The organism is Streptomyces lacrimifluminis (genome assembly GCF_014646095.1).
Taxonomy (GTDB): domain Bacteria; phylum Actinomycetota; class Actinomycetes; order Streptomycetales; family Streptomycetaceae; genus Streptomyces; species Streptomyces lacrimifluminis.
Genome location: NZ_BMMU01000003.1, coordinates 288,848 through 313,858, shown reverse-complemented (window position 1 = coordinate 313,858; position 25,011 = coordinate 288,848). Strand labels below are relative to the sequence as shown.

Below are 25,011 nucleotides of genomic sequence, written 5' to 3'. Positions count from 1 at the left end.
TCACGACGGCCGCATACCATCGACCCGAGGCCCTTCCGCCCCGGAGCGGAAAAGGGAGACACATCCGACAAGGGGACACCGTGGACGAGAGCGGCGGGAGCGGACAGCCGCGCTCCGGCAAGGACCAGGCGACCGACCGCCACACCGGCGGTACGGCGCCGACCACCGACCCCGCCCACCCCGAACCCGCGACGACCGACACCCGGGTCGCGGAGACCGGGAAGCCCGACGCGAAACCCACGCCGCCCGACGAGCCCAGCGACACCGACGAACCGGCCGCCCCGCGACCCCCGAAACCGGACGCCCCCGCCGACACCCCCGGCCGCACAGGTCCCACCGCCCGTCTCACCAGGTCCCGCGCCCCCCGGAAGCCCAAGGACCCTGGCGGCGGACTCCTCATGGGACGCCCCTTCGGAGTGCCCGTCTACGTCGCTCCCAGCTGGTTCCTCGTCGCCGCCCTCATCACCTGGGTCTTCGGCGGCCAGCTCGACCGCGTCCTGCCCGAACTCGGCGCCGTCCGCTACCTCGTCTCCCTCTTCTTCGCTGTCGCCTTCTACGCCTCCGTCCTCGTCCACGAACTCGCCCACACCGTCGCCGCCCTCCGCTTCAAACTCCCGGTACGCCGCATCCAGCTCCAGTTCTTCGGCGGCGTCTCCGAGATCGAGAAGGAGTCCGAGACCCCCGGCCGCGAATTCGTCCTCGCCTTCGTCGGCCCGCTCCTCTCCCTGATCCTCGCGGGCGTCTTCTACGTCGCCCTCCAGACCGTCGAACCCGGCACCGTCCCCGGCGTCCTGCTGGCCGGCCTGATGATCTCCAACCTCATCGTGGCCGCCTTCAACCTCCTGCCCGGCCTGCCCCTCGACGGCGGCCGTATGCTCCGCGCCGTCGTCTGGAAGATCACCGGCAAACCCATGACCGGTACGATCGCCGCCGCCTGGGTCGGCCGCGCCCTCGCAGTCTCCGTCCTCATCGGACTCCCGCTGCTCACCCAGGCCGGCGCGCTCGGCGCCGACGCCGAGGACAGCGTCGGCATGGACACCGTCACCGACGCCCTGCTCGCCGCGATCCTCGCCGCGATCATCTGGACCGGCGCAGGCAACAGCCTCCGCATGGCCCGCCTGCGCGAACACCTCCCGGAACTGCGCGCCCGCAACCTCACCCGCCGCGCCGTCCCCGTCGAGACCAACACCCCCCTGTCCGAGGCCCTGCGCCGTGCCAACGACGCCGGCGCCCGCGCCCTGGTCGTCGTCGACCCCGACGGAGAACCCCTTTCCCTCGTCCGCGAGGCCGCCATCGTCGGCGTACCCGAACACCGCCGCCCCTGGGTCTCCGTCAGCGGCCTCGCCCAGGACCTCACCGACGGCATGCGGGTCTCCGCGGAACTCTCCGGCGAGGAACTCCTCGACGCCCTGCGCGCGACCCCCGCCACCGAGTACCTGGTCGTGGAGGACTCCGGCGAGATCTACGGAGTCCTCTCGGCGGCCGACGTGGAACGCGCCTTCGTCAAGGCGATGGCCCGCCCGAACCAGAGCACGGCTCCGCGGCGAGGGTGAGCGGGATCCCCGCCCGCGACGGGGCCATGTACCGGGCCCCGTCCTCCCCTCCGCCGAGCAGGACGGCCGACACCCCCCACGCCGCCGCCACGGCGAAGCCGGTCACCCTCGGCAGCACGGCGCCCGGCGGGACACCGCACGCCCACCGCACAAGCGCAACCGGCACCGGCCGTCAGGGCGAATGCCCGCAAACCGGTCGCGAGGTCGACGTCGGGCAGCCCCCTCCCGCCGAGCCGTGGGGCGGGACTCCCGAACCGGCCCCGCACCCACAAGCCCGATGGTCAGCGGCCCCCGACAACACCGGTAGGCTCTTCACATGTCCGAACCGACCGGTGCCGCCCGCAGGCGCGGGCCCTTCAAGGTCGGGGACCAGGTTCAGCTGACCGACCCCAAGGGCCGCCACTACACGTTCACGCTCGAAGCCGGAAAGAACTTTCACACCCACAAGGGTTCTTTCCCGCACGACGAGCTGATCGGCGCACCCGAGGGCAGCGTTGTCCGCACCACCGGAAACGTCGCCTACCTCGCGCTGCGCCCCCTGCTCCCCGACTACGTCCTGTCCATGCCCCGCGGCGCCGCCGTGGTCTACCCCAAGGACGCGGGGCAGATCCTGGCCTTCGCCGACATCTTCCCCGGCGCACGCGTCGTCGAAGCGGGAGTCGGCTCCGGCTCGCTCAGCAGCTTCCTGCTGCGCGCCATCGGCGATCAGGGCATGCTGCACTCCTACGAGCGCCGCGAGGACTTCGCCGAGATCGCCCAGCAGAACGTCGAGCGCTATTTCGGCGGTCCCCACCCCGCCTGGCAGCTCACCGTAGGCGACCTCCAGGACAACCTCAGCGACACCGACGTCGACCGCGTCGTCCTCGACATGCTCGCCCCCTGGGAATGCCTGGAGGCCGTCTCCAAGGCGCTCGTCCCCGGCGGCATCGTCTGCTGCTACGTGGCGACCACCACCCAGCTCGCCCGGACCGTCGAGTCCATCCGCGAGATCGGCTGCTTCAACGAGCCGAGCGCCTGGGAGTCGATGGTCCGCAACTGGCACATCGAGGGCCTCGCCGTCCGCCCCGACCACCGCATGATCGGCCACACCGGCTTCCTGCTCACCGCCCGCCGCCTCGCCGACGGCGTCGAGCCGCCCATGCGCCGCCGCCGCCCCTCCAAGGGCTCCTACGGCGAGGACTACACCGGCCCCAACGCCGACGGCGGCAACGGCCGCTGACGCGTCAACGCACCGACACCGTGGCCGAGTTCCCGCACCACACCGGGAACTCGGCCACAACTCTTTCCCGTTGACGCCACCACGGCACCGGCGCTGCCACCGAACACCCCCTCACCCCGCCGTTCCCCCGCACTGTGACGTGTGGCACTATGCGGGACACCCCACCGCCACAGCCCTCCACGGGAGACACTCCGAGTGCAGCAATCCGCCGTCCCGGAACTGGCACACACGCACACCCGCCCCATCCACTGGCTCGCCACGGCCACCGCCCTGGCCGGCGTCGTCGCCCTCTCCTCGGCCCTGCAGCCGGGCTCCGCCACCGCGGCCCAGGCAGCCGGCCCCGCGGGAAGACCCGCCGCGGTCGCGGCACCCCCCGACCCCGCCGGAGTCGACTTCCCCCTCCAGTGCGGCCCGCTCCCGATCCTCGTACAGAACAAGGCCACCGGAGACCTCGACGGCGACGGCAGGCCCGAAACGGTCGCCTCCGTGCGCTGCGACGCCGGCTCCGGCACCCCGCCCAACGGCGTGTACGTCCTCACCCGGGCCGCCGACGCCGGGCAGCCACGCATCGTCGCGACCCTCGTCGACCCCAAGGACCGCCTCACCGTCACCGACCTGACCGTCAGCGGCGGCGCCGTCACGGCCACACTCCTCGGCTACTCGTCCCTCGACGTCCCCCGGTGCTGTCCCGACGTCGACGAGCTCGCCAAGTGGCAGTGGAAGAACGGCGCGTTTCTCCGCTCGACACCCGCCGGAGCACAGAGCGTGTGACGCGAGAACAACTGATCGGCCGGTGACTGCCGCGGAAGCGCGTACACCCAGGATCCTGTGAGGAACCAGACAGCGCCGAGGACAGGAAATCAGCCAGTGGTGGCGCGGAGTGGTCGGACCATCACTCCGCGTCCGGGCCGAAAACCTCGACCCTGTCCGAAACCCGACGTACGTGAATACAGTCGCCCGGACACTCCTTCGCGGAGTCCACGACATCCGTCAGCAACGGCAGCGGCACCGGCGTCGTCGCCCCCGGGGCCTGCAGCAACTCGTCCCCGGGACTCTTCACGTACGCCAGCCCGTCGATGTCCAGCTCGAACACCTCCGGCGCGTACTGGACACAGATTCCGTCCCCCGTGCACAGGTCCTGGTCGATCCAGACCTCCAACGCCTCGCTGCCGGCCACGGCCTCCTCCTGCACGGTCACATCTCCTGCCGTTTCTGTCCCGAGCAAGACAATCCGACGGCAAGTCGGCCCAGCTCTGACGGGTGTTGAACACTTCGACCCTACCTCCGGCCGCTTCCCAATCATGTTCTGTGGGTATTCCCCTGGCGTGAGGGAGAGCGCAAGGGTGAAGATCGGACACACCCCGACAGTCTTTGTGATCTAGGGGTTTCAATCGACACCCACCCAGGTAGGGTCTGGAAGCGTCCAGCTCCCCTTGGAGGAGGTGAGGACCGTGGCAGCCCACGACGACGACATGAACCGCGGCATCCGCCCGGGACGAGGGTCCGACGACCCGTCCGGGCAGATTGCCTACCTTGAGCAGGAGATCGCCGTCCTGCGGCGCAAGCTCGCCGACTCTCCGCGACACACGAGGATTCTCGAAGAGCGGATCGTCGAACTGCAGACCAACCTGGCCGGCGTGTCCGCGCAGAACGAGCGGCTCGCCAACACACTCCGAGAGGCCCGCGACCAGATCGTGGCCCTCAAGGAAGAGGTCGACCGGCTGGCACAGCCCCCGGCAGGCTTCGGTGTCTTCCTGGTCGCCAACGAGGACGGCACGGCCGACATCTTCACCGGAGGCCGCAAACTCCGCGTGAACGTCAGCCCCAGCGTCGAGCTCGAAGAGCTCCGGCGCGGCCAGGAAGTGATGCTCAACGAAGCTCTCAACGTGGTCGAGGCCATGGAGTACGAGAGCGTCGGCGACATCGTCACCCTCAAGGAGATCCTTGAGGACGGCGAGCGCGCCCTGGTACAGGGGCACACCGACGAGGAACGGGTGGTACGGCTCGCCGAGCCACTCCTGGACGTCGTCATCCGCCCCGGCGACGCCCTCCTGCTCGAACCCCGCTCCGGCTACGTCTACGAAGTCGTACCGAAGAGCGAGGTCGAGGAACTCGTCCTCGAAGAAGTACCCGACATCGGCTACGAGCAGATCGGCGGCCTGGGCAACCAGATCGAAATGATCCGTGACGCCGTCGAACTCCCGTACCTCCACCCCGACCTCTTCAAGGAGCACGAACTCAGGCCGCCCAAGGGCGTCCTGCTCTACGGGCCCCCCGGATGCGGAAAGACACTCATCGCCAAGGCCGTCGCCAACTCGCTGGCCAAAAAGGTCGCCGAAGTCACCGGCCAGGCCCAGGGCAAGAGCTTCTTCCTCAACATCAAGGGCCCCGAACTCCTCAACAAATACGTCGGCGAGACCGAGCGACAGATCCGCCTCGTCTTCCAGCGTGCAAGGGAGAAGGCCAGCGAGGGCACCCCCGTCATCGTCTTCTTCGACGAGATGGAATCCCTCTTCCGCACCCGCGGATCCGGCGTCAGCTCGGACGTGGAGAACACCATCGTCCCCCAGCTCCTCGCCGAGATCGACGGAGTGGAAGGCCTCCAGAACGTGGTCGTCATCGGCGCCTCCAACCGCGAGGACATGATCGACCCCGCCATCCTGCGCCCCGGCCGCCTCGACGTGAAGATCAAAATCGAACGTCCGGACGCCGAATCCGCCAAGGACATCTTCCAGAAGTACCTCACCGAGCGGCTCCCGCTGCACCCCGAGGACGTGGGGGAGCACGGCGGCGACAAGGTGGCCACGGTCCAGAGCATGATCCAGACGGCCGTGGAACACATGTACACGGAATCCGACGAGAACCGCTTCCTGGAAGTCACCTACGCCAATGGTGACAAGGAAGTCCTGTACTTCAAGGACTTCAACTCCGGCGCCATGATCGAGAACATCGTGGGCCGGGCCAAGAAGATGGCGATCAAGGACTTCCTCGACCACAAGCAGAAGGGCATCCGCGTCTCCCACCTCCTCCAGGCATGCGTGGACGAGTTCAAGGAGAACGAGGACCTCCCCAACACCACCAACCCCGACGACTGGGCCCGGATCTCCGGAAAGAAGGGCGAACGGATCGTCTACATCCGTACGCTCATCACCGGCAAGCAGGGCGCGGACACCGGACGCTCCATCGACACGGTGGCCAACACCGGTCAGTACCTGTAAAAAACGGGGTGGCTGCGGGTGCCCTCACCGGGTACCCGCAGCCAACTGTTTTTCAGGCCACAGCCGGAGCGAGGCAATGACGCAAATGATCTCCCCACCAGCGCAAAGGCGTTCTAGGCTCTTTCGTACCGCCGAGTCGCGCAGTGCGGGGACGGGCACCGCACACGCACCGGAGCACCAGCGGTACTTGAGCGGCGTCCCCGACCGAGGACACCGCCGGGCAAGGAGGGCCGCATGACCGTACGGCGAGTAATGGGCATCGAGACGGAGTACGGGATCTCCGTCCCCGGCCACCCCAACGCCAATGCCATGCTCACCTCGTCCCAGATCGTCAACGCCTACGCGGCGGCGATGCACCGGGCCCGCAGGGCCCGCTGGGACTTCGAGGAGGAGAACCCGCTGCGCGACGCCCGAGGCTTTGACCTCGCCCGCGAGGTCGCGGACTCCAGCCAGCTCACCGACGAGGACATCGGCCTGGCCAACGTCATCCTCACCAACGGCGCGCGGCTGTACGTCGACCACGCACACCCCGAATACAGCTCCCCCGAAGTCACCAACCCCCGCGACGCCGTCCTCTGGGACAAGGCCGGCGAACGCATCATGGCCGAAGCCGCCGAACGCGCCGCCCAGCTCCCCGGCGCCCAGCCGATCCACCTCTACAAGAACAACACCGACAACAAGGGCGCCTCCTACGGCACGCACGAGAACTACCTGATGAAGCGGGAGACCCCCTTCTCGGACATCGTGCGCCACCTCACGCCGTTCTTCGTCTCCCGCCAGGTCGTCACCGGCGCCGGCCGCGTCGGCATCGGCCAGGACGGCCACGAACACGGCTTCCAGCTCAGCCAGCGCGCGGACTACTTCGAGGTCGAGGTCGGCCTGGAGACCACCCTCAAGCGCCCGATCATCAACACCCGGGACGAGCCCCACGCGGACGCGGAGAAGTACCGCCGCCTCCACGTGATCATCGGCGACGCGAACCTGTCGGAGATCTCGACCTATCTGAAGCTGGGAACGACGGCCCTGGTCCTTTCCATGATCGAGGACGGCTTCATCGCCGTCGACCTGGCGGTCGACCAGCCCGTACGCACCCTTCACCAGGTCTCCCACGACCCGACGCTCAAGCGACTGGTCAAGCTCCGCAGCGGGCGGACGCTGACCGCCGTACAACTGCAGATGGAGTACTTCGAACTCTCGCGCAAGTACGTGGAGGAGCGGTACGGGGCCGACGCCGACGACCAGACGAAGGACGTCCTCGTCCGCTGGGAAGACACCCTGAACCGCCTGGAGAACGACCCCATGAGCCTCGCCGGCGAGCTCGACTGGGTCGCCAAGCGGGAACTCATGGAGGGCTACCGGCGCCGCGACGACCTCGACTGGGACGCCGCCAGGCTGCACCTGGTCGACCTCCAGTACGCCGATGTACGGGCCGAGAAGGGCCTCTACAACCGCCTCGTGGCCCGTGGACGCATCAAGCGCCTGCTGGACGAGAACGAGGTCGAGCGGGCCCGCACGAAGCCCCCGGAGGACACCCGCGCCTACTTCCGCGGACGCTGCCTGGAGCAGTACGCGGACGACGTCGCGGCGGCCTCCTGGGACTCCGTGATCTTCGATCTGCCGGGCCGGGACTCGCTCCAACGCGTCCCAACCCTGGAGCCGCTTCGCGGAACGCGTAATCACGTGAAAGAGCTCCTGGACCGCTGCCGCACGGCAGAAGACCTGGTCAGGGTCCTGTCGGGCCACTGAGCGGGCCTCTGGTCCGGTGCGGCCGGGCAGGGTGGAAAGTGTGGCGTCCGGGAATCATCGAGGTGGCTCCCGGACGTTGTGGCAACAGCGGGGCCAATGTCGGACCCTGCTTGTAGGGTCTGATCAAGAACGTCGAACCGAGCGGGGTGAGGGTTATGGCGACCAAGGACACCGGCGGCGGACAGCAGAAGGCGACGCGCAGCACCGAGGAGGTCGAGGAGGCACCTGAGGCACAGGTATCCGAAGACCTCAAGGAGCGCCAGGAGAAGCTGAGCGACGACGTGGACTCCGTCCTCGATGAAATCGATGACGTACTAGAGGAGAACGCCGAGGATTTCGTTCGCTCATTTGTGCAAAAAGGTGGGCAATAGAGGGCGATAGGTCAATAGGCCTTCGAAATGAAGGTTGCGGGGGATGGTTGATGAAACGCCGGGCAAGCGGTGCGCGGGCTGCGAGAGGGACTTGCCTGTTGCCGCTTTCGCGCGGGACAAGAATCGACGCGATGGCCTTCAGGTGCGGTGTCGGGAGTGTGTGGCGGAGTACAGCGCTGAGCACTACCGGCGCCGCCGGGAGGCCGTAGGGAAGTCGGTGCGGGAAAGGGTGGACGCCCCGTCCGGACACAAGCTCTGCCGAACGTGCGGAGAGATCAAGCCGCACAGTGAGTGGCACCGCGATGGGACTGCCTCGGACGGCTTGTCCACACGCTGCAAGGCGTGCCGGGCGACTCGGGGGCGAGAAGACCATCTGATGCGAAAGTACGGCCTCACCGAAGCTGAGCGTGACGAGTTGATCGTCTCGCAAGGTGGCGTCTGCTGCATATGTTTGTCTGCTCCGCCTGCACATGTGGATCACTGCCACGAGACGGGTAGGGTCCGAGGCGTACTGTGCTTCAGCTGCAACGCAGCGCTGGGGCAGTTCAAGGATCGGCCCGACGTCATAAGGCGGGCTGCGACATACGTGGAAGGAAACGCGTGGAAGCCAACACTCGTAGCACCGGGCGTCTACCGGCTGCCTTCCTGACGCCCGGGTCGTCGTCCTTCATGGACTTCCTCTCCGACCATCAGCCCGAGATGCTCCCGGGCAAGCGGCAGTTGCCGCCCACCCAGGGTGCGACCGAGGCGCCGCACGGCACGACCATCGTGGGCGTCACCTTCCCGGGTGGTGTCGTGCTCGCCGGTGACCGGCGGGCGACGATGGGGAACGTCATCGCGCAGCGGGACATCGAGAAGGTGTTCCCTGCGGACGAGTACTCGGCTGTCGGTATCGCCGGCACCGCCGGTCTCGCCGTCGAGATGGTGAAGCTGTTCCAGCTGGAGCTGGAGCACTTCGAGAAGGTGGAGGGGGCGCAGCTCTCGCTGGAGGGCAAGGCGAACCGGCTGTCCACCATGATTCGTTCGAACCTCGGTATGGCCATGCAGGGTCTTGCCGTGGTGCCGCTGTTCGCCGGGTTCGACGTGGACCGGGGGAAGGGGCGCATCTTCTCGTACGACGTGACGGGTGGGCGTTCCGAGGAGCACGGTTACGCGGCGACTGGGTCGGGGTCGATCTTCGCTCGCGGTGCGATGAAGAAGCTGTACCACCGTGATCTGAGTGAGGCGGACGCGACGACGCTGGTCATTCAGGCGCTGTACGACGCTGCGGACGACGATTCGGCGACCGGTGGTCCCGATGTCGCGCGTCGGATCTACCCGATTGTCACCGTGATCACCGAGGACGGTTTCCGCAGGCTGACGGAGGAGGAGGCCGCCGAGATCGCCCGTTCGATTCTGGCGCGGCGTCTGGAGCAGCCCGACGGCCCGCGTGCCGAACTGCTGTAGTACCTCTCGCTGTTCAGGTGGTCCAGTGACTTCGACAGAAAGGGACGGTTAATCCGGTGTCGACGCCGTTCTATGTCTCACCCCAGCAGGCGATGGCCGACCGGGCGGAGTACGCCCGTAAGGGCATTGCCCGTGGCCGCAGCCTGGTTGTGCTGCAGTATGCCGATGGCATCGTGTTCGTCGGCGAGAACCCGTCCCGTGCGCTGCACAAGTTCAGCGAGATCTATGACCGGATCGGCTTCGCGGCTGCCGGTAAGTACAACGAGTACGAGAACCTGCGGATCGGTGGTGTGCGGTATGCCGATATGCGTGGGTACACGTACGACCGTGCCGACGTGACGGCTCGTGGTCTGGCGAATGTGTACGCGCAGACGCTGGGCACGATCTTCTCTTCGGCGGCGGAGAAGCCGTACGAGGTGGAGTTGGTCGTCGCGGAGGTCGGTGAGACGTCTGACGGTGATCAGATCTACCGGCTTCCTCATGACGGTTCGATCGTCGATGAGCACGGTTCGGTGGCGGTCGGTGGCAACGCCGAGCAGATCAGCACGTATCTGGATCAGCGTCATCAGGACGGCATGTCGTTGGCCGAGGCGCTGAAGCTGGCGGTTCAGGCTCTGTCGCGCGATACGAACGGCACCGAGCGGGAGATTCCGGCGGAGCGGCTGGAGGTGGCGGTGCTGGACCGTACGCGTCCGCAGAAGCGGAAGTTCAAGCGGATTGTCGGTCGTCAGCTGGGGCGGTTGCTGGAGGCCGGTGGGGCGACCACGGAGGCGGAGAGCGCCGACGAGGAGTAGTCGTCCGGTGGGCGGTTGTGTTCCGCCTTCTGTTTTCTGTTTTTCGCATTTCTGTTTTTCGCACCCCGGTCGCTTCTGGCGGCCGGGGTGCGGGTGTTGATGGGGGTTCAGGGCCGGCTGCGGGGCGGCGCCGTGGAGTCTCGTACGACGAGTTGGACCGGGATGTCGCCCTGGGTGGGGGTGCGGCCGTCGAGCACGGCGAGGAGGGCCTGCATGCCGCGTTCGCCGAAGAGTTCGGCGTCGAGGCGGACTGTCGTCAGCTCGGGGTCGATGGCGGTGGCGAGGGCGAGGTCGTCGAGGCCGGTGACGGAGAGGTCGTCGGGGATGCGCAGGCCGAGGCGGCGGATGGCCTTGTAGGCGCCGGTGGCGAGTTTGTCGTCGTCGCAGACGAGGGCGGTGGGGTGGGGGCCGGGGCCGGTGAGGGCGGCTGTGGTGGCCTGTTGGGCGCCCTCGATGGAGATGGGGGCGTGGATGGTGCGTACGCGGGTGTCGGGGACGCTGGCGAGCCGTGTGGCGAGTTCGTGGGCGCGGACGGCGAAGGTCCAGGAGGGGATGTCGGCGGCGAGGTGGAGGAAGTGGCGGTGGCCGAGGCCGAGGAGGTGGTCGGTGACCTGGCGTACGCCGTCGGCGATGTCGAGGTTGACGGTGGCGGCGCCGAGGCTGCCGTGGGGGTCGCTGTCGAGCATGACGAGGGGGAGTTGGTCGCCGCGGATGGCGGTGAGGGCGTCGGCGGCCATGGAGGAGGCGAGGACGCCGTCGAGGGCGGCCCGGGCGGAGTGGAAGGGGTCTCGGGCGGGTCCGATGCCTTCGGGGGAGGGATAGAGGACGACGCCGAAGCCGTGTTCGGCGGCGATGCGGGCGGCTCCGGTGTAGACGCCGGCGAAGAACTCGGTGGTGAGGGCGGGGACGACTAGGAGGACGGTGCGGGTGTGGCCGAGGCGTAGGTTGCGGGCGGCGAGGTTGGGGCGGTAGCCGAGGTCGCGGGCGGCGGTGCGTACGCGTTCGGCGGTGGTCTCGGAGACCCGTCCGCGCCACTTGTCGCCGAGGACGAGGGAGACGGCGGCCTGGGAGACGCCCGCGGCCCGGGCGACGTCACGGCTGGTGGGTCGGGTGCTGCCTCGTGCCACCGTGGGCCTGCTCCTTCGTGGGACGTGTGGACGTGCGGACTGGGCACATGGTACGTATGACGGGCGACGTTATACGTAACACTTCCGGCGTCGCGGCTGACGGGAAGGGCTGGTCATGGCGGCGGGATACCTGGAGATCCTCAGGGCACGGCATGCGGTGCGGCTGCTCGTGGGCACCCTGGTGGGCCGGTTGCCGAACGCCACGGCGGCGATCGCGATCGTGCTGTTCGTCCGGGCCGGGGGCGGCACCTACAGCCTCGCCGGCGGGCTCGCCGCGGCCTACGGGGTGGCCAATGCCGTGGGGCAGCCGCTGCTGGGGCGGCTGGTCGATCTGTACGGGCAGCCCCGGGTCCAGTTGTCGGCCGCGCTCGTGTCGGCGTCCGGCATGGCGGTGTTCGCGTTCGCGGGTACCGATCCGCTGCCGCTCGCGTATGCGGCCGTGGCGGTCGCCGGGCTGTTCACGCCTCCCTTGGAGGGTGGTCTGCGGGCACTGTGGCCCGCTGTCCTCCGTAGGGAGGACCAGGTGCACACGGCGTACGCGATGGACGCGGTGGCGCAGGAGGTCATGTTCACCGTGGGGCCGTTGCTGGTGACGTTGTGCGCGTCGCTGTGGTCGGCGCAGGCCGCCCTGCTCGTGCTGAACGTGATCGGGGTCCTGGGGGCGCTCTCCGTGGTGCTGTCGCCGCCTTCGCGGGAGTGGCGTTCGGCGCCGCGTGAGGCGCACTGGCTGGGTGCGCTCCGGTCGCCGGGGCTGCTGGTGATGCTGGGGGCGTTCCTGTTCGTGGGGATCGCGCTGGGGTCGATCACGGTGGCGTCGGTGTCATACGCGGACGACCACGGTGGTGACACGGTGTACGGCTGGCTGATGGCGGCCGTCGGACTGGGCGCGCTGCTGGGCGGGACGGTGTACGGGGCGCGGCGGTGGAGTGGGCCGGCGGAGCGGCGACTGACGGTGCTGGTAGGGCTGCTGGCGGTGTGTTACCTGCCCTTGACGCTGATGCCGGGTGCGGTCGCGATGACGTTGCTGATGGTGCTGGCGGGTGTGTTCCTGGCGCCGGCTCTCGCGTGTGTGTTCGTGCTGGTGGACCGGCATGCTCCGCGGGGGACGGTCACCGAGGCCTTCTCGTGGCTGGTGACGACGTTCACCGTGGGTGCGTCGCTGGGTACGGGGCTGACGGGGCCGGTCGTCGAGTGGGGCGGAACGCTGTGGGGGTTCGTCGTGCCGGGGGGTGCCGGGGCCGTGTCGTTGCTGGTTCTGCTGGTCACCGGGCGGGTATTGGCGGCTCCCGTGGGGGGTGCGGTGGTTGCGGTCTCATCGGAAAATGATCCAAACCGTGCTGCCGGAACCCGTTTCAGCTCGGGGGATCGGGCGTAATGTTCAGTCATGGACCGCCGCATTTTCGGGCTGGAGAACGAGTACGGCGTCACGTGTACGTTCAGGGGACAGCGGCGTCTGTCTCCCGACGAGGTGGCTCGGTACCTCTTCCGCCGTGTCGTGTCATGGGGCCGTAGCAGCAATGTCTTTCTGCGAAACGGCGCACGCCTCTATCTTGACGTGGGATCACATCCGGAATACGCGACACCGGAATGTGACAACGTGACGGAACTCGTCACCCACGACAAGGCCGGCGAGCGCATTCTCGAAGGACTCCTGGTGGACGCCGAACGACGCCTGCACGAGGAAGGAATCGCGGGCGACGTCTACCTCTTCAAGAACAACACGGACTCGGCGGGCAACTCGTACGGTTGCCACGAGAACTATCTGGTGGCCCGGCACGGGGAGTTCTCCCGGCTCGCGGACATCCTCATTCCGTTCCTCGTCACCCGCCAGCTTCTGTGCGGTGCGGGCAAGGTGCTGCAGACGCCGCGCGGTGCCGTGTACTGCGTGAGTCAGCGGGCGGAGCACATCTGGGAGGGCGTCTCCTCGGCGACGACCCGGTCCCGGCCGATCATCAACACACGTGACGAACCGCACGCGGACGCCGAGCGCTATCGCCGGCTGCATGTCATCGTCGGCGACTCGAACATGTCCGAGACGACCATGCTTCTGAAGGTCGGTGCCACCGACCTCGTGCTGCGCATGATCGAGGCGGGCACGGTGATGCGGGACCTGACCCTGGAGAACCCGATCCGGGCGATCCGCGAGGTCAGCCACGACATCACGGGCCGCCGCAAGGTGCGGCTGGCCAGCGGCCGGGAGGCCTCGGCGCTGGATGTGCAGCGCGAGTACTACGAGAAGGCCGTGGACTTCGTCGAGCGGCGAGGTATCCGTACGGGCACGGTCGAGCAGGTGCTGGAGCTGTGGGGCCGGGTGCTCGACTCCATCGAGGCCGAGGACCTGGACCGGATCGGTACCGAGATCGACTGGGTGATGAAGTACCAGCTCATCGAGCGGTACCGGGCCAAGCACAACATGACGATGTCGCATCCGCGCGTCGCCCAGATAGACCTCGCCTATCACGACATTCACCGCAGGCGGGGTCTTTACTACCTGCTGGAGAGGAAGAACCAGGCCGCGCGGATCTGCAACGACTTGAAGATCTTCGAGGGCAAGTCGGTTCCGCCGCAGACGACTCGGGCGCGGCTGCGCGGTGACTTCATCAGGCGGGCTCAGGAACAGCGCCGTGATTTCACGGTCGACTGGGTGCATCTGAAGCTCAACGACCAGGCGCAGCGCACGGTGTTGTGCAAGGACCCGTTCCGTTCGGTGGACGAGCGGGTGGAGAAGCTGATCGCCGGAATGTGACCGGCTGCCGGTCGGCCGGTGCGTAAACCGTGTGGGATCCCGGTGCCCGGAGGTGTTCGCGCCTCCGGGCACCGGCGTTTCCTCGCGCTGCCGTGACCGTGTGTGCTCCGACGGCGTGCCTGTGCCGCTCCGTGCCGGGGGGCGCGTAGGTCGTAGAGTGGCGGCCATTGTCCCCGCCCCCGATCCCAGTTGGACTGATGAACTACAACACGAAACGACGCATCGTCGCGCTGCTGGCCGTTCCCGCCCTGTTGTTGACCGCCGCCGCGTGCGGATCGGACGACAAGAAGAAGGACGAGGCGGTGGTGGGCGGCGTCGCCGAGGTCAAGGGGAAGGTCGGGGAGAAGCCCGAGATCTCTGTGCCCAAGGGTGACAAGCCGGCCGGGAAGACCGTGGTCAAGACGGTTTCGGAGGGCAGCGGAAGTCCGATCAAGGCCTCCGACTTCGTCCGGCTGGACTGGACCGTTGAGAAGTGGGGCGGCGCTGAGGAACTCGGTGGCACCTGGGCCGCCGCGGCAGACGGCGCGACGGCCCGACGGCAGTCCGTCGAGCAGGTCGGCAAGCAGAGCCAGCAGTTGCCCGAGAAGGTCCTCGACGCGGTGAAGGGCAAGAAGCCCGGCAGCCGGATCCTGGTGCAGGGCACCGCGGGTGACCTGATCGGCCAGAACTTGAACACGTCCGCCGGGCTCGCCGCGACGGACGTGCTGGTCTGGGTGGTCGACGCGGTCGGTGCGGGCACCATCGACGCCAAGGCCGAGGCCAAGGGCGAGCAGGCGGCCTCCGAGGCGGGCCTGCCCAAGGTCGAGGCCCCGTCGCAGAAGGCGGCGGTCATCACCATCCCCAAGGGGGCCAAGGCTCCCAAAGCCCTTGAGCAGCAGGTGCTGATCAAGGGCAGCGGCAAGAAGGTCGAGGCCGGTCAGGGGCTCGTCGCCCAGTACACCGGGGTCAAGTGGGAGGACGGGAAGAAATTCGACTCCTCCTGGGACCACGGTGGCGCCACCGCCTTCCAGATCGGCACCGGCTCGGTGGTGGCAGGCTGGGACAAGGGCCTCGTCGGCAAGAACGTGGGCGACCGGGTGCTCCTGGTGATTCCGCCCTCCCTCGGTTACGGCGCGAGCCCCGACAGCGAGCTGGCCAAGAACACGCTGGTCTTCGTGGTGGACATCCTCGGCGCCGTCTGACCGCGCTCGTCTGTGAGACTGTTCCCGACGCAGGTCACGCAACAAGGAGAGATGAAGTGAGCATCGAGAAGCCCGAGATCGACTTCCCCGGTGGCGAGCCCCCGGCGGACCTCCAGATCAAGGACATCTGGGAGGGTGACGGCGCCGAAGCGGTGGCGGGTCAGAACGTCACCGTCCACTACGTGGGTGTTTCCTTCAGCACGGGCGAGGAGTTCGACGCCAGCTGGAACCGGGGCACCCCGTTCAAGTTCCCGCTGGGCGGGGGCCGGGTCATCAAGGGCTGGGACCTCGGTGTGCAGGGCATGAAGGTCGGCGGCCGGCGTGAGCTGACCATCCCTGCCCACCTCGCCTACGGCAACCAGAGCCCCACGCCGGCGATCAAGCCGGGCGAGACGCTGATCTTCGTGGTGGACCTGGTCGCGGTCTGACGGTCCGGTCCGATCGTCGTACGACAGTCGAATGTGATCGGGGTCAGGTCGGATCGTCGTACGACGTGGGTACGGGGTCCGACCGGACTTGATCATCCGGGGTCCATGCCTGTCCGGGCATGGGCCCTCGGCTTTTGCCGCGCCACTGCGGGGCGGTACGGTCATCCGTCGTAAGCACCATAGGGAAGGCGAAGGGCGTCGATGGCCATTGCCAAGGCAGAGCGGCTGATGAACCTGGCGCTGTGTCTGCTCGGGACACGCAGGCCCCTGAGCAAGCGCGAGCTGCGTGACTCCATCGAGGCCTACCTCGAAGCGGGCAGCGACGACTCCTTCAACCGGATGTTCGAGCGCGACAAGGACGATCTGCGCGAACTCGGGCTGGTCATCGAGACGGTGGAGAACCTCGACGGTGAGGTCGGCTACCGCGCCGGCCGTGACAGCAACCGGCTGCCTCCCATCACCCTCGACGCCGAGGAGGCCGCCGCTCTGGGCCTGGCCGCCAAGGTCTGGCAGCAGGCCCGCCTCGCCGGTGCGGCCAGTGGCGCGCTGCAGAAGCTGCGCGCGGCCGGGCTGCCCGAGGATGTCGACCCCTACGAGGCCCATGGCGCCCTGGAGCCGCGGATTCCGGTGCACGAGGCCGCCTTCGAGCCGCTGATGCTGGCCTGCCGGGACCGCCGCCCGGTCGCCTTCGACTACCGCAAGGCCACCGCCGCCCGCCCGGAGCCCCGCCAGGTGGAGCCGTGGGCGCTGGAGTGCTGGCGTGGCCACTGGTATCTGGCGGGCTGGGACCGCGACCGGGGCGCCGAACGTGTGTTCAGGCTGTCGCGGATCACCGGCAAGGTCCGCAGCCGGAGCGCGAAGTTCACCGCCGACGTGCCCGATGTCGTCACGGTCCGCGAGACCGTCGCCAGCTGGGCGGGGGAGAGCGCCGACCGTTCCGCGCTGATCAGGCTGCGGGCGGGCGCCGGTTACCCCCTTCGGGCGAAGGCGTCCCAGGTGCGGGAACTCGGCGACGGCTGGGACGAGTTGGAGATTCCGTACGGGCACGGGCTGGACGCCTGGCTGGTGGAGTTCGGGCCCGACGTGGTGGTCCTGGAACCGGCCGAGCTGCGTGCCGATGTGGTGGACCGGCTGCGCGCCGTGGCCAAGGGCTGAGGGGGAGCACAAGCAAGTGGCAGGCAAACCGGCCAGACCCGTGAACGCCATCGACCAGACGCGGCGGATGCTGTCTCTGGTGACGTATCTGCGTGAGCGGCCCGGCGCGCGCGTCGGCGATGTCGCGCGCGCGTTCGGGATCACCGAGGACGAGCTGGTCTCGGACCTGGACGTGCTGCCCATGTGCGGCACCAGCTTCCGCGGCGGCGATCTGCTCGACATCGACACCGACGGCGAGCGGATCTGGTGGCACAACCCCGCCGCCCTCGGCGAGGAGGCCGCCGAACCGCTCAGGCTGGCCGCCGACGAGGCGACCGCGCTGCTGGTCGCCGCCCGCGCGGTGTCCACTCTGCCCGGGCTGCGGGAGAGTGACCGGCAGGCACTCCTGCGGGCCACCGCCAAGGTGGAGACGGCGGCCGGCGAGGCCGCCGGGGCCAGCGCGCGGCTGTCGGTGACCTTCGAGTCGGAGGGCGGCGTCTTCGCGGACGTCGACCGGGCGATCTCCGAGCGCCGCCGCCTGTGGATCCGCTACTATTCGCCCGCGCGCGACGAGGTCACCGAACGAGAGATCGACCCGATCCGCCTGGTCAGCGTCGGGCACACCTATGTGGAGGCCTGGTGCCGGCGCTCCGAGGCCCGCCGCACCTTCCGCCTCGACCGGGTCGCCGAGATCAGGATCCTGGACGAGCCGGCCGCCCCGCCCGAGATAGAGCTGCGGGACCTGTCGGAGGGGCTGGTGCAGCCCGCCGCCGAGGATCCCGAGGTGGTCGTCGAGGTCGGGCCCGGCGGGCGCTGGGTCGCCGAGTACTACCCGCACGACAGTGCGGATGAGCTTCCCGAGGGCGGGCTGCGTATCACCCTGCGCACCCCCGATCCGGCGTCGCTGCGGCGCCTGGCACTGCGGCTCGGCCGCGACGGGCGCATCGTCTCGCCGCAGGACCTCGCGGACAGTGCCCGCCAGGCCGCCCAGGAAGCGCTGGCGGCGTACGACGCCCCGCAGGTGCCCGGGTCGCGGGCGTCCGGGGCGCACGGAGTTGAGGACGGGCTGTACGACAGGCGGGAGCAGGGGCGTTGAGCGAGTCTCCGATGTCAGGTGTTCGGGACATGACCGTGGCCGCGGCCTTCGCCGGCATGAGAAGAGTCGCCCCTGTCGTGTTCCGCGCCGCCTGCCCGGACTGCCGCGGCAACTTCGAGCTCACCGCGAGCGCCCTGCGCCTGGCCATCGGCGCCACCAGCCGTACCACCTTCTACTCCTTCACCTGCCCCGACTGTGACGTGACCGTCCGCAAACCGGCCGGAGAGCGTGTCGTCGAGCTGCTCACCGGCGGCGGGGTCAGGACACTGCGGCTGGCCGGGCCGTCGTGACGACCTGGGCGGCTCGCGGCCGGGACCCGGTGAGGGGCTAGGCTCGGCGCCATGTTCTGGCCGATGTTCGCGATCGCTGTGGGGTTCCTGGGACTCGCCGTTCTCGGGGTGCTCGCCGTCCGGGTCTTCCTGGAGGCGCAGCGTCTGGGAAGGCAGGTCACGGACTCGGCGCGGCGCATCAACCGGGCCGCCGAGGACCTGGAACGGGCCACCGTGCACACGGCACGCTCTGTGGACGCACTGTGACTGTCCGGCGGCTCCTCTGTGAGTCCATGGGTTGGTGTGTTTTGGGCGACTTCGCCCTGTCACCTTGTCGGTGTCGGCAGGTACGCTGCTGATCGCGGCCGGAAAACGAGGCCCGGACCGCGAACCGGGAGTACGCACAGGGATTGCCTCAGGTTTACCCCCGAGCGTTACGATCGCTGTGAACACGACGGTCGGACCCCTGTCCGAACGATCGGACAGCACCCCACCCAGCCGCCTCGGTGAGAAGGTAAAGACTTATGTTCGGAAGGCTCGGAGCCCCCGAGATCATTCTCATCCTCGTCGTCATCATCCTGCTGTTCGGCGCGAAGAAGCTTCCGGACATGGCGCGCTCGCTCGGCAAGTCCGCGCGCATCCTGAAGAGCGAAGCCAAGGCGATGAAGTCGGAGGGTCAGGAACCCGCCCCCGCCGGTCCGCCGCACACCGACGAGCAGCCCCCGGTGCAGCGCACCATCCAGGCCGCCCCCGGTGACGTGACGAGCTCGCGCCCGGTCACCGAGCCCACGGACACGACCAAGCGCTGACGCTGACGCAAGGCCGGACGCCTCCGGCCTGCCGCACGAGATGAGGACGTGGGTTGCTCAAGTCTGCCCGCAACAAGGAGAAGGAGAGGGATCCCGAGGGGCGGATGCCCCTCGTGGAGCACCTCCGCGAGTTGCGAAACCGCCTCGTGAAGAGCCTGCTCGCGATCGTCGTCACGACCGTGATCGCGGCCTTCTTCTACAAGGACATCATCCAGTTCTTCACGGACCCGATCCTGGATGCGGTGGGGTGCCCGTACAGCTTCGCGGAGCTGGCCGAGGCCACCACTGACACGACCCAGTGCGCGCGCATCGTGCAGAACGGTCTGCTCAGCCCCTTCACGCTCGCCCTCACCGTGTCGTTGTCGTCCGGCGTCGTGCTCGCCACCCCGGTCTGGCTCTACCAGCTCTGGGGCTTCGTGGCTCCGGGCCTGCACCGGCACGAGAAGAAGTACAGCCTCGCCTTCGTGGGGGCGGGGTTCCCCCTGTTCCTGATGGGGGGCTACTTCGCCTACTGGTCACTGCCCAAAATGGCGTCCGTGATGCTGGAGTTCTCCATCATCGGCAGTGACAACCAGCTGCCGCTCGACGACCTGCTGCAGCTGATCATGCGGATGATCCTCGTCTTCGGTCTCTCCTTCGAGCTGCCACTGCTGCTGGTGATGCTGAACTTCGGCGGCGTCCTCTCGGGCAAGAAGATGGCCGGCTGGTGGCGGGGCATGATCATGGGCATCACGGTGTTCGCCGCGATCGCCACCCCCAGCACCGACCCCATCTCCATGCTGGCGCTGGCGGGCCCCATCTGGGTCATGTACTTCGGTGCGTCGGCCATCGCCCTGGCCAACGACCGGCGCCGTGCCCGCCGCGACGCGGAGGGGCCGGACGACGACGAGGCCTCCGACCTGGACCTCACCCCCGAGGACATCGGCGAGATCGAGACCGTCTCCGCCAGCCGCGCCGCCCTGCCCGAACAGACGGGCACGGAACGGGTCAACGGCTACGACGACGTGACCTGAGGCTCTCCCTCACCACCCCCGACGCGGAAGCGGCCGGGGCGCCCGCCCGGCGCCCCGGCCGCTTCCCTGTTGCCGGGACGCCGCGCCCACCCGCCCGCTACCGGGGCGCTGTTGGGCTGAGCTGCGCGGATCCCGGGTTTCCCAGGCATCGATCCGGATAATGATCGTCCTGTTGTCAGTGGGGGCCGGTAGTCTCGAAAGCACGATGACAGAGGACCTCTCACCGGCCGAGCGGTATGCGGCAGCACGCAAGCGCGCTGTCGAGCAGGCCACCGCACTCGCGTCCTTCCGCGAGATGTACGACTTCGGCCTCGACCCCTTCCAGATCGAGGCCTGCCAGGCGCTCGAGGCCGGGAAGGGCGTGCTGGTGGCCGCCCCCACCGGTTCGGGCAAGACGATCGTCGGCGAGTTCGCCGTCCATCTCGCCCTCCAGCAGGGCAAGAAGTGCTTCTACACGACACCCATCAAGGCCCTGTCGAACCAGAAGTACTCCGACCTGTGCCGTCGCTACGGCGTGGACAAGGTCGGCCTGCTCACCGGCGACAACAGCGTCAACTCCGATGCCCCGGTGGTCGTGATGACCACCGAGGTGCTGCGGAACATGCTGTACGCGGGCTCGCAGACCCTCCTGGGCCTCGGCTATGTGGTGATGGACGAGGTGCACTACCTCTCCGACCGCTTCCGCGGCGCCGTGTGGGAGGAAGTGATCATCCACCTCCCCGAGTCGGTCACCCTAGTCTCGCTGTCGGCGACCGTGTCCAACGCCGAGGAGTTCGGCGACTGGCTGGACACCGTGCGCGGCGACACCCAGGTGATCGTCTCCGAGCACCGGCCCGTACCCCTGTTCCAGCACGTGCTCGCCGGACGCCGGATGTACGACCTCTTCGAGGAGGGCGAGGGCAGCCGGAAGGCAGTCAACCCCGACCTCACCCGGCTCGCGCGGATGGAGGCCCAGCGGCCCTCCTTCCAGGACCGCAGGCGCGGGCGTGCCATGCGCGAGGCCGACCGTGAGCGGGAGCGCAGATCCCGCTCACGCGTGTGGACGCCGGGACGCCCCGAGGTCATCGAACGGCTCGACAACGAGGGCCTGTTGCCCGCCATCACGTTCATCTTCAGCCGCGCCGCCTGCGAGGCGGCCGTACAGCAGTGCCTGTACGCGGGACTTCGGCTGAACGACGACGAGGCGCGGGAGCGGGTGCGTGCCCTGGTCGAGGAGCGCACCGCCTCCATCCCCGACGAGGACCTCCACGTCCTCGGGTACTACGAGTGGCTGGAGGGTTTGGAGCGAGGCATCGCCGCCCATCACGCGGGCATGCTGCCCACCTTCAAGGAGGTCGTCGAGGAACTCTTCGTACGAGGCCTCGTGAAGGCCGTCTTCGCCACCGAGACCCTCGCGCTCGGCATCAACATGCCCGCCCGCTCGGTCGTGCTGGAGAAGCTCGTCAAGTGGAACGGCGAACAGCACGCCGACATCACCCCCGGCGAGTACACGCAGCTGACCGGCCGCGCCGGCCGCCGCGGCATCGACGTCGAGGGTCACGCCGTCGTGCTGTGGCAGCGCGGGATGAGCCCCGACCACCTGGCGGGACTGGCGGGCACGCGCACGTACCCGCTGCGCTCCAGCTTCAAGCCGTCGTACAACATGGCGGTCAACCTCGTGGAGCAGTTCGGGCGGCACCGCTCGCGCGAGCTGCTGGAGACCTCGTTCGCGCAGTTCCAGGCCGACAAGTCGGTCGTCGGGATCTCCCGGCAGGTGCAGCGCAACGAGGAGGGTCTGGACGGCTACAAGGAGTCCATGACCTGCCACCTGGGCGACTTCGAGGAGTACGCGCGACTGCGCCGCGAACTCAAGGACCGGGAGACCGACCTGGCTCGGCAGGGCGCCGCCCAACGGCGCGCCGAGGCCGCCGTCGCGCTGGAGAAGCTCAAGCCCGGCGACATCATCCACGTCCCCACGGGCAAGTACGCGGGCCTCGCGCTCGTCCTCGACCCGGGGCTGCCCGCCGGCCGGTCCAACGGCCACCGCGGCTTCGAGCAGCACGACGGGCCGCGCCCGCTGGTGCTGACGGCCGAACGGCAGGTGAAGCGGCTGGCGTCGATGGACTTCCCCGTGCCCGTCGAGGCGTTGGAGCGGATGCGGGTTCCCAAGTCCTTCAACCCGCGTTCGCCGCAGTCCCGTCGAGACCTCGCTTCCGCGCTGCGCACCAAGGCCGGGCACATCGCGCCCGAGCGGGCCCGTAAGCAGCGGGCCCAGGCGGCCGACGACCGTGAGATCGCCCGGCTGCGCACCGCGATCCGCGCCCACGCCTGCCACGGTTGCAACGACCGCGAGGACCACGCCCGTTGGGCCGAGCGCTATTACCGGCTGCTGCGCGACACCTCGCAGCTGGAGCGCCGTATCGAGGGCCGTACGAACACCATCGCCCGCACGTTCGACCGCATCGTCGCCCTGCTCACCGAGCTGGACTATCTGCGCGCCGACGAGGTGACCGAGCACGGCAAGCGGCTCGCCCGGCTCTACGGCGAACTCGACCTGCTGACGAGTGAATGCCTGCGCGCGGGCGTGTGGGAGGGGCTGGCGCCCGCCGAACTCGCCGCTTGCGTCTCGGCGTTGGTGTACGAGTCCCGGGCCGCCGACGACGCCATGGCACCGAAGGTGCCCTCCGGCAAGGCCAAGGCAGCGCTCGGCGAGATGGTCCGGATCTGGGGCCGGCTCGACGCTCTGGAGGAGGAGTTCCGGATCACCCAGAGCGAGGGAGTCGGCCAGCGCGAGCCGGATCTCGGCTTCGCCTGGGCGGCCTACGAGTGGGCCTCGGGCAAGGGCCTCGACGAGGTGCTGCGCGAGGCGGAGATGCCGGCCGGCGACTTCGTGAGGTGGTGCAAGCAGGTCATCGACGTCCTCGGGCAGATCTCGGCCGCGGCGCCGGTCTCCGGTACAGAGGGGTCGACGGTCGCGAAGAACGCGCGCAAGGCCGTGGAGGGGCTCCTGCGGGGAGTCGTCGCCTACTCGTCGGTGGGGTAGCCCCCGGCGGCTCGGCGGGTTGTGGTTCGGCTCGGTGGGTGCGTGCGGTTTCCCTGTTACCCGCTCGCACCTACCTGGTGGAATCGCGGGCCGGCTCTGCGCCGCGCCCCATCGTGGTGCGCGTGCTGCCGGTCAGGGACGGTCGTTCAGGTATGCGCGCCAGCCGCCGTACGTCGTGATGTCCTCGGCGCCTTCGAGGGCGGCCGGTTCGCAGAGGAAGCCGGATACGTGGGTGCCGTCGGCGAGTTCGACGCGGCCCAGGGCCATCGGGCGGGGGAGGGCGGCCAGGAAGCGGCCGAGGCCTTCGGCGGGGAGGCGCCACACCTCGGCCTCGATGGCCGCCCCGCCGGTTTCCCCCTCGCCGACGTGGACGAGGCCCGGCTTCGGCGGGGTCATGGGGAGGGCGTGCAGACGGTAGACGGGTGCCGTCGTGGTCGTCCGTTCCAACCGGGCGCCCAGGGCGAGGAGTTGGGGGTTCAGCGGTTGGCCCGCGAGATGCGCGCCGACCACCGCGAGACGGGCCTCGGGCTGGAGCAGACGGGCGATCGCGGCGAGCCGTTCGTCGGTGAACGCCGGGCCGATGAGCATCACCCCGAAGGGGAGACCGTCGACCTCGCCCGCGGGTACGGCGATCGCGGCCTGGTCGAAGAGGTTGGTGGAGTTGGTGAAGCGGCCCAGGCGGGCGTTGGCGCCCAGCGGGTCGGCGGCGACCTCGGCGAGGGTGGGGTGACCGGGGGCTGTGGGCAGCAACAGGGCGTCGGCGTCGGCCAGTTCGGCGAGCGCGCTGCTGCGCAGGGTGGCCAGCCGCTCCTGGTCGGCGTAGAGCTGGTGGGCGGGGATGTCGCGGGCACGGGTGATGATGCCGGCGACGGTGGGGTCGAGGGTGGCGCCCGCTTCGCCTCCTTCGGCGAGCAACCTGTCGACGAAGGCGCCGACAGCTGTGTAGCGCTCCGCGACGAACGCGCCCTGGTACAGCATGGCGGCGGCCTCGGTGAACGGGGTGAGGTCGAGCGTGCGGACAAGGACGCCCGCGGTGCGGAGGCGCGCCACCGTGGCCTCGTACGCCTGTGCCCAGCCGGGGTCGAGTTCGCCGAGTTGGGCGAGCGGCGGCACCGCCACGCGCCAGGGGCCGGGGGCGCGTTGGGGGAGGGGCGGCAGGTCGCGGGCGGGCGGGGACGCCATGTGCGCGAGTGCCTGCTCGGCCTCGGGGAGCGTACGGGCGAAGACGGTCACACAGTCGAGGGAGGCGCAGGCCGGGACGACGCCGGTGGTGGGGACCAGGCCTCGGGTGGGCTTGAGACCGACGATGCCGTTGAAAGCGGCGGGGACGCGGCCGGAGCCGGCGGTGTCGGTGCCCAGGGCGAAGTCGACGAGGCCCAGCGTCACGGCCGTGGCGGAGCCGGAGCTTGACCCGCCGCTGATGCGGGTGGGGTCGTGGGCGTTGCGGACGGGGCCGTAGGGGGAGCGGGTGCCGACCAGGCCCGTGGCGAACTGGTCGAGGTTGGTGGTGCCGAGGAGGAGGGCGCCGGCGTGTCTGAGGCGGGCGACGACCGGGGCGTCGGCCTCGGGGTGGTAGGCGTAGGCGGGGCAGCCGGCGGTGGTGGGGAGGCCCTGGACGTCGATGTTGCCCTTGGCGGCGAAGAGTTTGCCGGCGAGGGGGAGGGGGGCGCCTGCGGCGAGGCGTTCGTCGATGGCCCGGGCCTCGGTCTCGACCTCGGCCTGGGGGCGCAGGTCGATCCAGACCTCGGGGCGGGCTACGGCGTCGATGCGGGCGTAGGCCATACGGACTCGGGTCAGGGTCGACATCTGTGCTCCTCGGTTGCGGTGGTTCGGTCGGCT

Annotated in this window: 22 protein-coding genes and 1 pseudogene; 20 read left to right on the top strand and 3 right to left on the bottom strand. The window is 69.1% G+C overall.

Annotation, left to right across the window (positions count from 1 at the left end; all coding sequences use genetic code 11):
* Positions 1-80: 80 nt before the first annotated feature.
* From IEY89_RS06840 to IEY89_RS06830, 3 genes are all read left to right on the top strand, one after another.
* Entirely contained in the window at positions 81-1,553 is a 1,473-nt protein-coding gene (locus IEY89_RS06840; protein WP_189146352.1) for a site-2 protease family protein, read from the top strand.
* 316 nt (positions 1,554-1,869) lie between these two features.
* Complete coding sequence (locus tag IEY89_RS06835) at positions 1,870-2,772, top strand: tRNA (adenine-N1)-methyltransferase (RefSeq protein ID WP_189146351.1); 903 nt, start codon at positions 1,870-1,872, stop codon at positions 2,770-2,772.
* Positions 2,773-2,967: 195 nt separating this feature from the next.
* Positions 2,968-3,543, top strand: a complete 576-nt coding sequence (locus IEY89_RS06830; protein WP_189146350.1) for a hypothetical protein — start codon at positions 2,968-2,970, stop codon at positions 3,541-3,543.
* 121 nt (positions 3,544-3,664) lie between these two features.
* Here IEY89_RS06830 and IEY89_RS06825 read toward each other — a convergent pair whose 3' ends face one another.
* The gene (locus tag IEY89_RS06825) at positions 3,665-3,970 is read right to left on the bottom strand and encodes a ferredoxin (protein ID WP_189146349.1); all 306 of its coding nucleotides are present in this window, start codon (positions 3,968-3,970) and stop codon (positions 3,665-3,667) included.
* Positions 3,971-4,223: 253 nt separating this feature from the next.
* On the opposite strand from IEY89_RS06825, the gene arc reads away from it, so the two are divergent.
* From arc to prcA, 6 genes are all read left to right on the top strand, one after another.
* Complete coding sequence (arc, locus tag IEY89_RS06820; protein ID WP_189146348.1) at positions 4,224-5,990, top strand: proteasome ATPase; 1,767 nt, start codon at positions 4,224-4,226, stop codon at positions 5,988-5,990.
* Positions 5,991-6,224: 234 nt separating this feature from the next.
* Positions 6,225-7,736, top strand: coding sequence for a depupylase/deamidase Dop (gene dop / locus IEY89_RS06815; protein ID WP_345634762.1), 1,512 nt, complete (start codon positions 6,225-6,227; stop codon positions 7,734-7,736).
* Positions 7,737-7,891: 155 nt separating this feature from the next.
* Positions 7,892-8,107, top strand: a complete 216-nt coding sequence (locus tag IEY89_RS06810) for a ubiquitin-like protein Pup (protein ID WP_161064777.1) — start codon at positions 7,892-7,894, stop codon at positions 8,105-8,107.
* A 43-nt stretch (positions 8,108-8,150) separates the two neighbouring features.
* Positions 8,151-8,756, top strand: a complete 606-nt coding sequence (locus IEY89_RS06805) for an endonuclease VII domain-containing protein (protein ID WP_189146347.1) — start codon at positions 8,151-8,153, stop codon at positions 8,754-8,756.
* Complete coding sequence (gene prcB, locus IEY89_RS06800) at positions 8,708-9,553, top strand: proteasome subunit beta (RefSeq protein ID WP_189146346.1); 846 nt, start codon at positions 8,708-8,710, stop codon at positions 9,551-9,553. The genes IEY89_RS06805 and prcB overlap by 49 nt, the downstream gene beginning before the upstream one ends.
* Positions 9,554-9,609: 56 nt before the next feature.
* Positions 9,610-10,347 (top strand): proteasome subunit alpha, encoded by a 738-nt coding sequence (prcA, locus tag IEY89_RS06795; protein ID WP_189146345.1) that lies wholly within the window; start codon positions 9,610-9,612, stop codon positions 10,345-10,347.
* Between the two features lie 107 nt (positions 10,348-10,454).
* Here the strand turns inward: prcA and IEY89_RS06790 are convergent, their stop codons facing one another.
* Positions 10,455-11,474, bottom strand: a complete 1,020-nt coding sequence (locus tag IEY89_RS06790; protein WP_189146344.1) for a LacI family DNA-binding transcriptional regulator — start codon at positions 11,472-11,474, stop codon at positions 10,455-10,457.
* Between the two features lie 115 nt (positions 11,475-11,589).
* Between IEY89_RS06790 and IEY89_RS06785 the strand changes: the two genes are divergently transcribed.
* From IEY89_RS06785 to IEY89_RS06735, 11 genes are all read left to right on the top strand, one after another.
* Positions 11,590-12,849 carry an MFS transporter gene (locus IEY89_RS06785; protein WP_189146343.1) on the top strand — a complete coding sequence of 420 codons (1,260 nt, stop codon included), beginning with the start codon at positions 11,590-11,592 and terminating at the stop codon, positions 12,847-12,849.
* 9 nt (positions 12,850-12,858) lie between these two features.
* Positions 12,859-14,220 carry a Pup--protein ligase gene (pafA, locus tag IEY89_RS06780; protein ID WP_053744632.1) on the top strand — a complete coding sequence of 454 codons (1,362 nt, stop codon included), beginning with the start codon at positions 12,859-12,861 and terminating at the stop codon, positions 14,218-14,220.
* 197 nt (positions 14,221-14,417) lie between these two features.
* A complete protein-coding gene (locus IEY89_RS06775; RefSeq protein ID WP_189146342.1) occupies positions 14,418-15,401 on the top strand; it encodes an FKBP-type peptidyl-prolyl cis-trans isomerase in 984 nt (327 codons plus the stop codon).
* A gap of 56 nt (positions 15,402-15,457) precedes the next feature.
* Positions 15,458-15,829, top strand: a complete 372-nt coding sequence (locus IEY89_RS06770; protein ID WP_189146341.1) for an FKBP-type peptidyl-prolyl cis-trans isomerase — start codon at positions 15,458-15,460, stop codon at positions 15,827-15,829.
* A gap of 201 nt (positions 15,830-16,030) precedes the next feature.
* On the top strand, positions 16,031-16,984 hold the full coding sequence (locus IEY89_RS06765) for a helix-turn-helix transcriptional regulator (RefSeq protein ID WP_189146340.1): 954 nt from the start codon (positions 16,031-16,033) through the stop codon (positions 16,982-16,984).
* Between the two features lie 16 nt (positions 16,985-17,000).
* Entirely contained in the window at positions 17,001-18,059 is a 1,059-nt protein-coding gene (locus tag IEY89_RS06760) for a helix-turn-helix transcriptional regulator (protein ID WP_189146339.1), read from the top strand.
* Complete coding sequence (locus tag IEY89_RS06755; RefSeq protein ID WP_189146338.1) at positions 18,056-18,349, top strand: hypothetical protein; 294 nt, start codon at positions 18,056-18,058, stop codon at positions 18,347-18,349. Before IEY89_RS06760 ends, IEY89_RS06755 begins: the two co-directional genes overlap by 4 nt.
* Positions 18,350-18,400: 51 nt before the next feature.
* Positions 18,401-18,595 (top strand): hypothetical protein, encoded by a 195-nt coding sequence (locus IEY89_RS06750; RefSeq protein ID WP_189146337.1) that lies wholly within the window; start codon positions 18,401-18,403, stop codon positions 18,593-18,595.
* Between the two features lie 257 nt (positions 18,596-18,852).
* Positions 18,853-19,137, top strand: a complete 285-nt coding sequence (gene tatA, locus IEY89_RS06745) for a Sec-independent protein translocase subunit TatA (protein WP_189146336.1) — start codon at positions 18,853-18,855, stop codon at positions 19,135-19,137.
* A 53-nt stretch (positions 19,138-19,190) separates the two neighbouring features.
* Positions 19,191-20,150 carry a twin-arginine translocase subunit TatC gene (tatC, locus tag IEY89_RS06740; RefSeq protein ID WP_189146335.1) on the top strand — a complete coding sequence of 320 codons (960 nt, stop codon included), beginning with the start codon at positions 19,191-19,193 and terminating at the stop codon, positions 20,148-20,150.
* A gap of 160 nt (positions 20,151-20,310) precedes the next feature.
* Positions 20,311-23,172 (top strand): DEAD/DEAH box helicase, encoded by a 2,862-nt coding sequence (locus IEY89_RS06735; protein WP_189146334.1) that lies wholly within the window; start codon positions 20,311-20,313, stop codon positions 23,170-23,172.
* 132 nt (positions 23,173-23,304) lie between these two features.
* On the opposite strand, the pseudogene atzF reads toward IEY89_RS06735, so the two are convergent.
* A pseudogene (gene atzF, locus IEY89_RS06730) lies at positions 23,305-24,987 on the bottom strand (allophanate hydrolase); the annotation flags it as partial.
* Between the last annotated feature and the right edge of the window lie 24 nt (positions 24,988-25,011).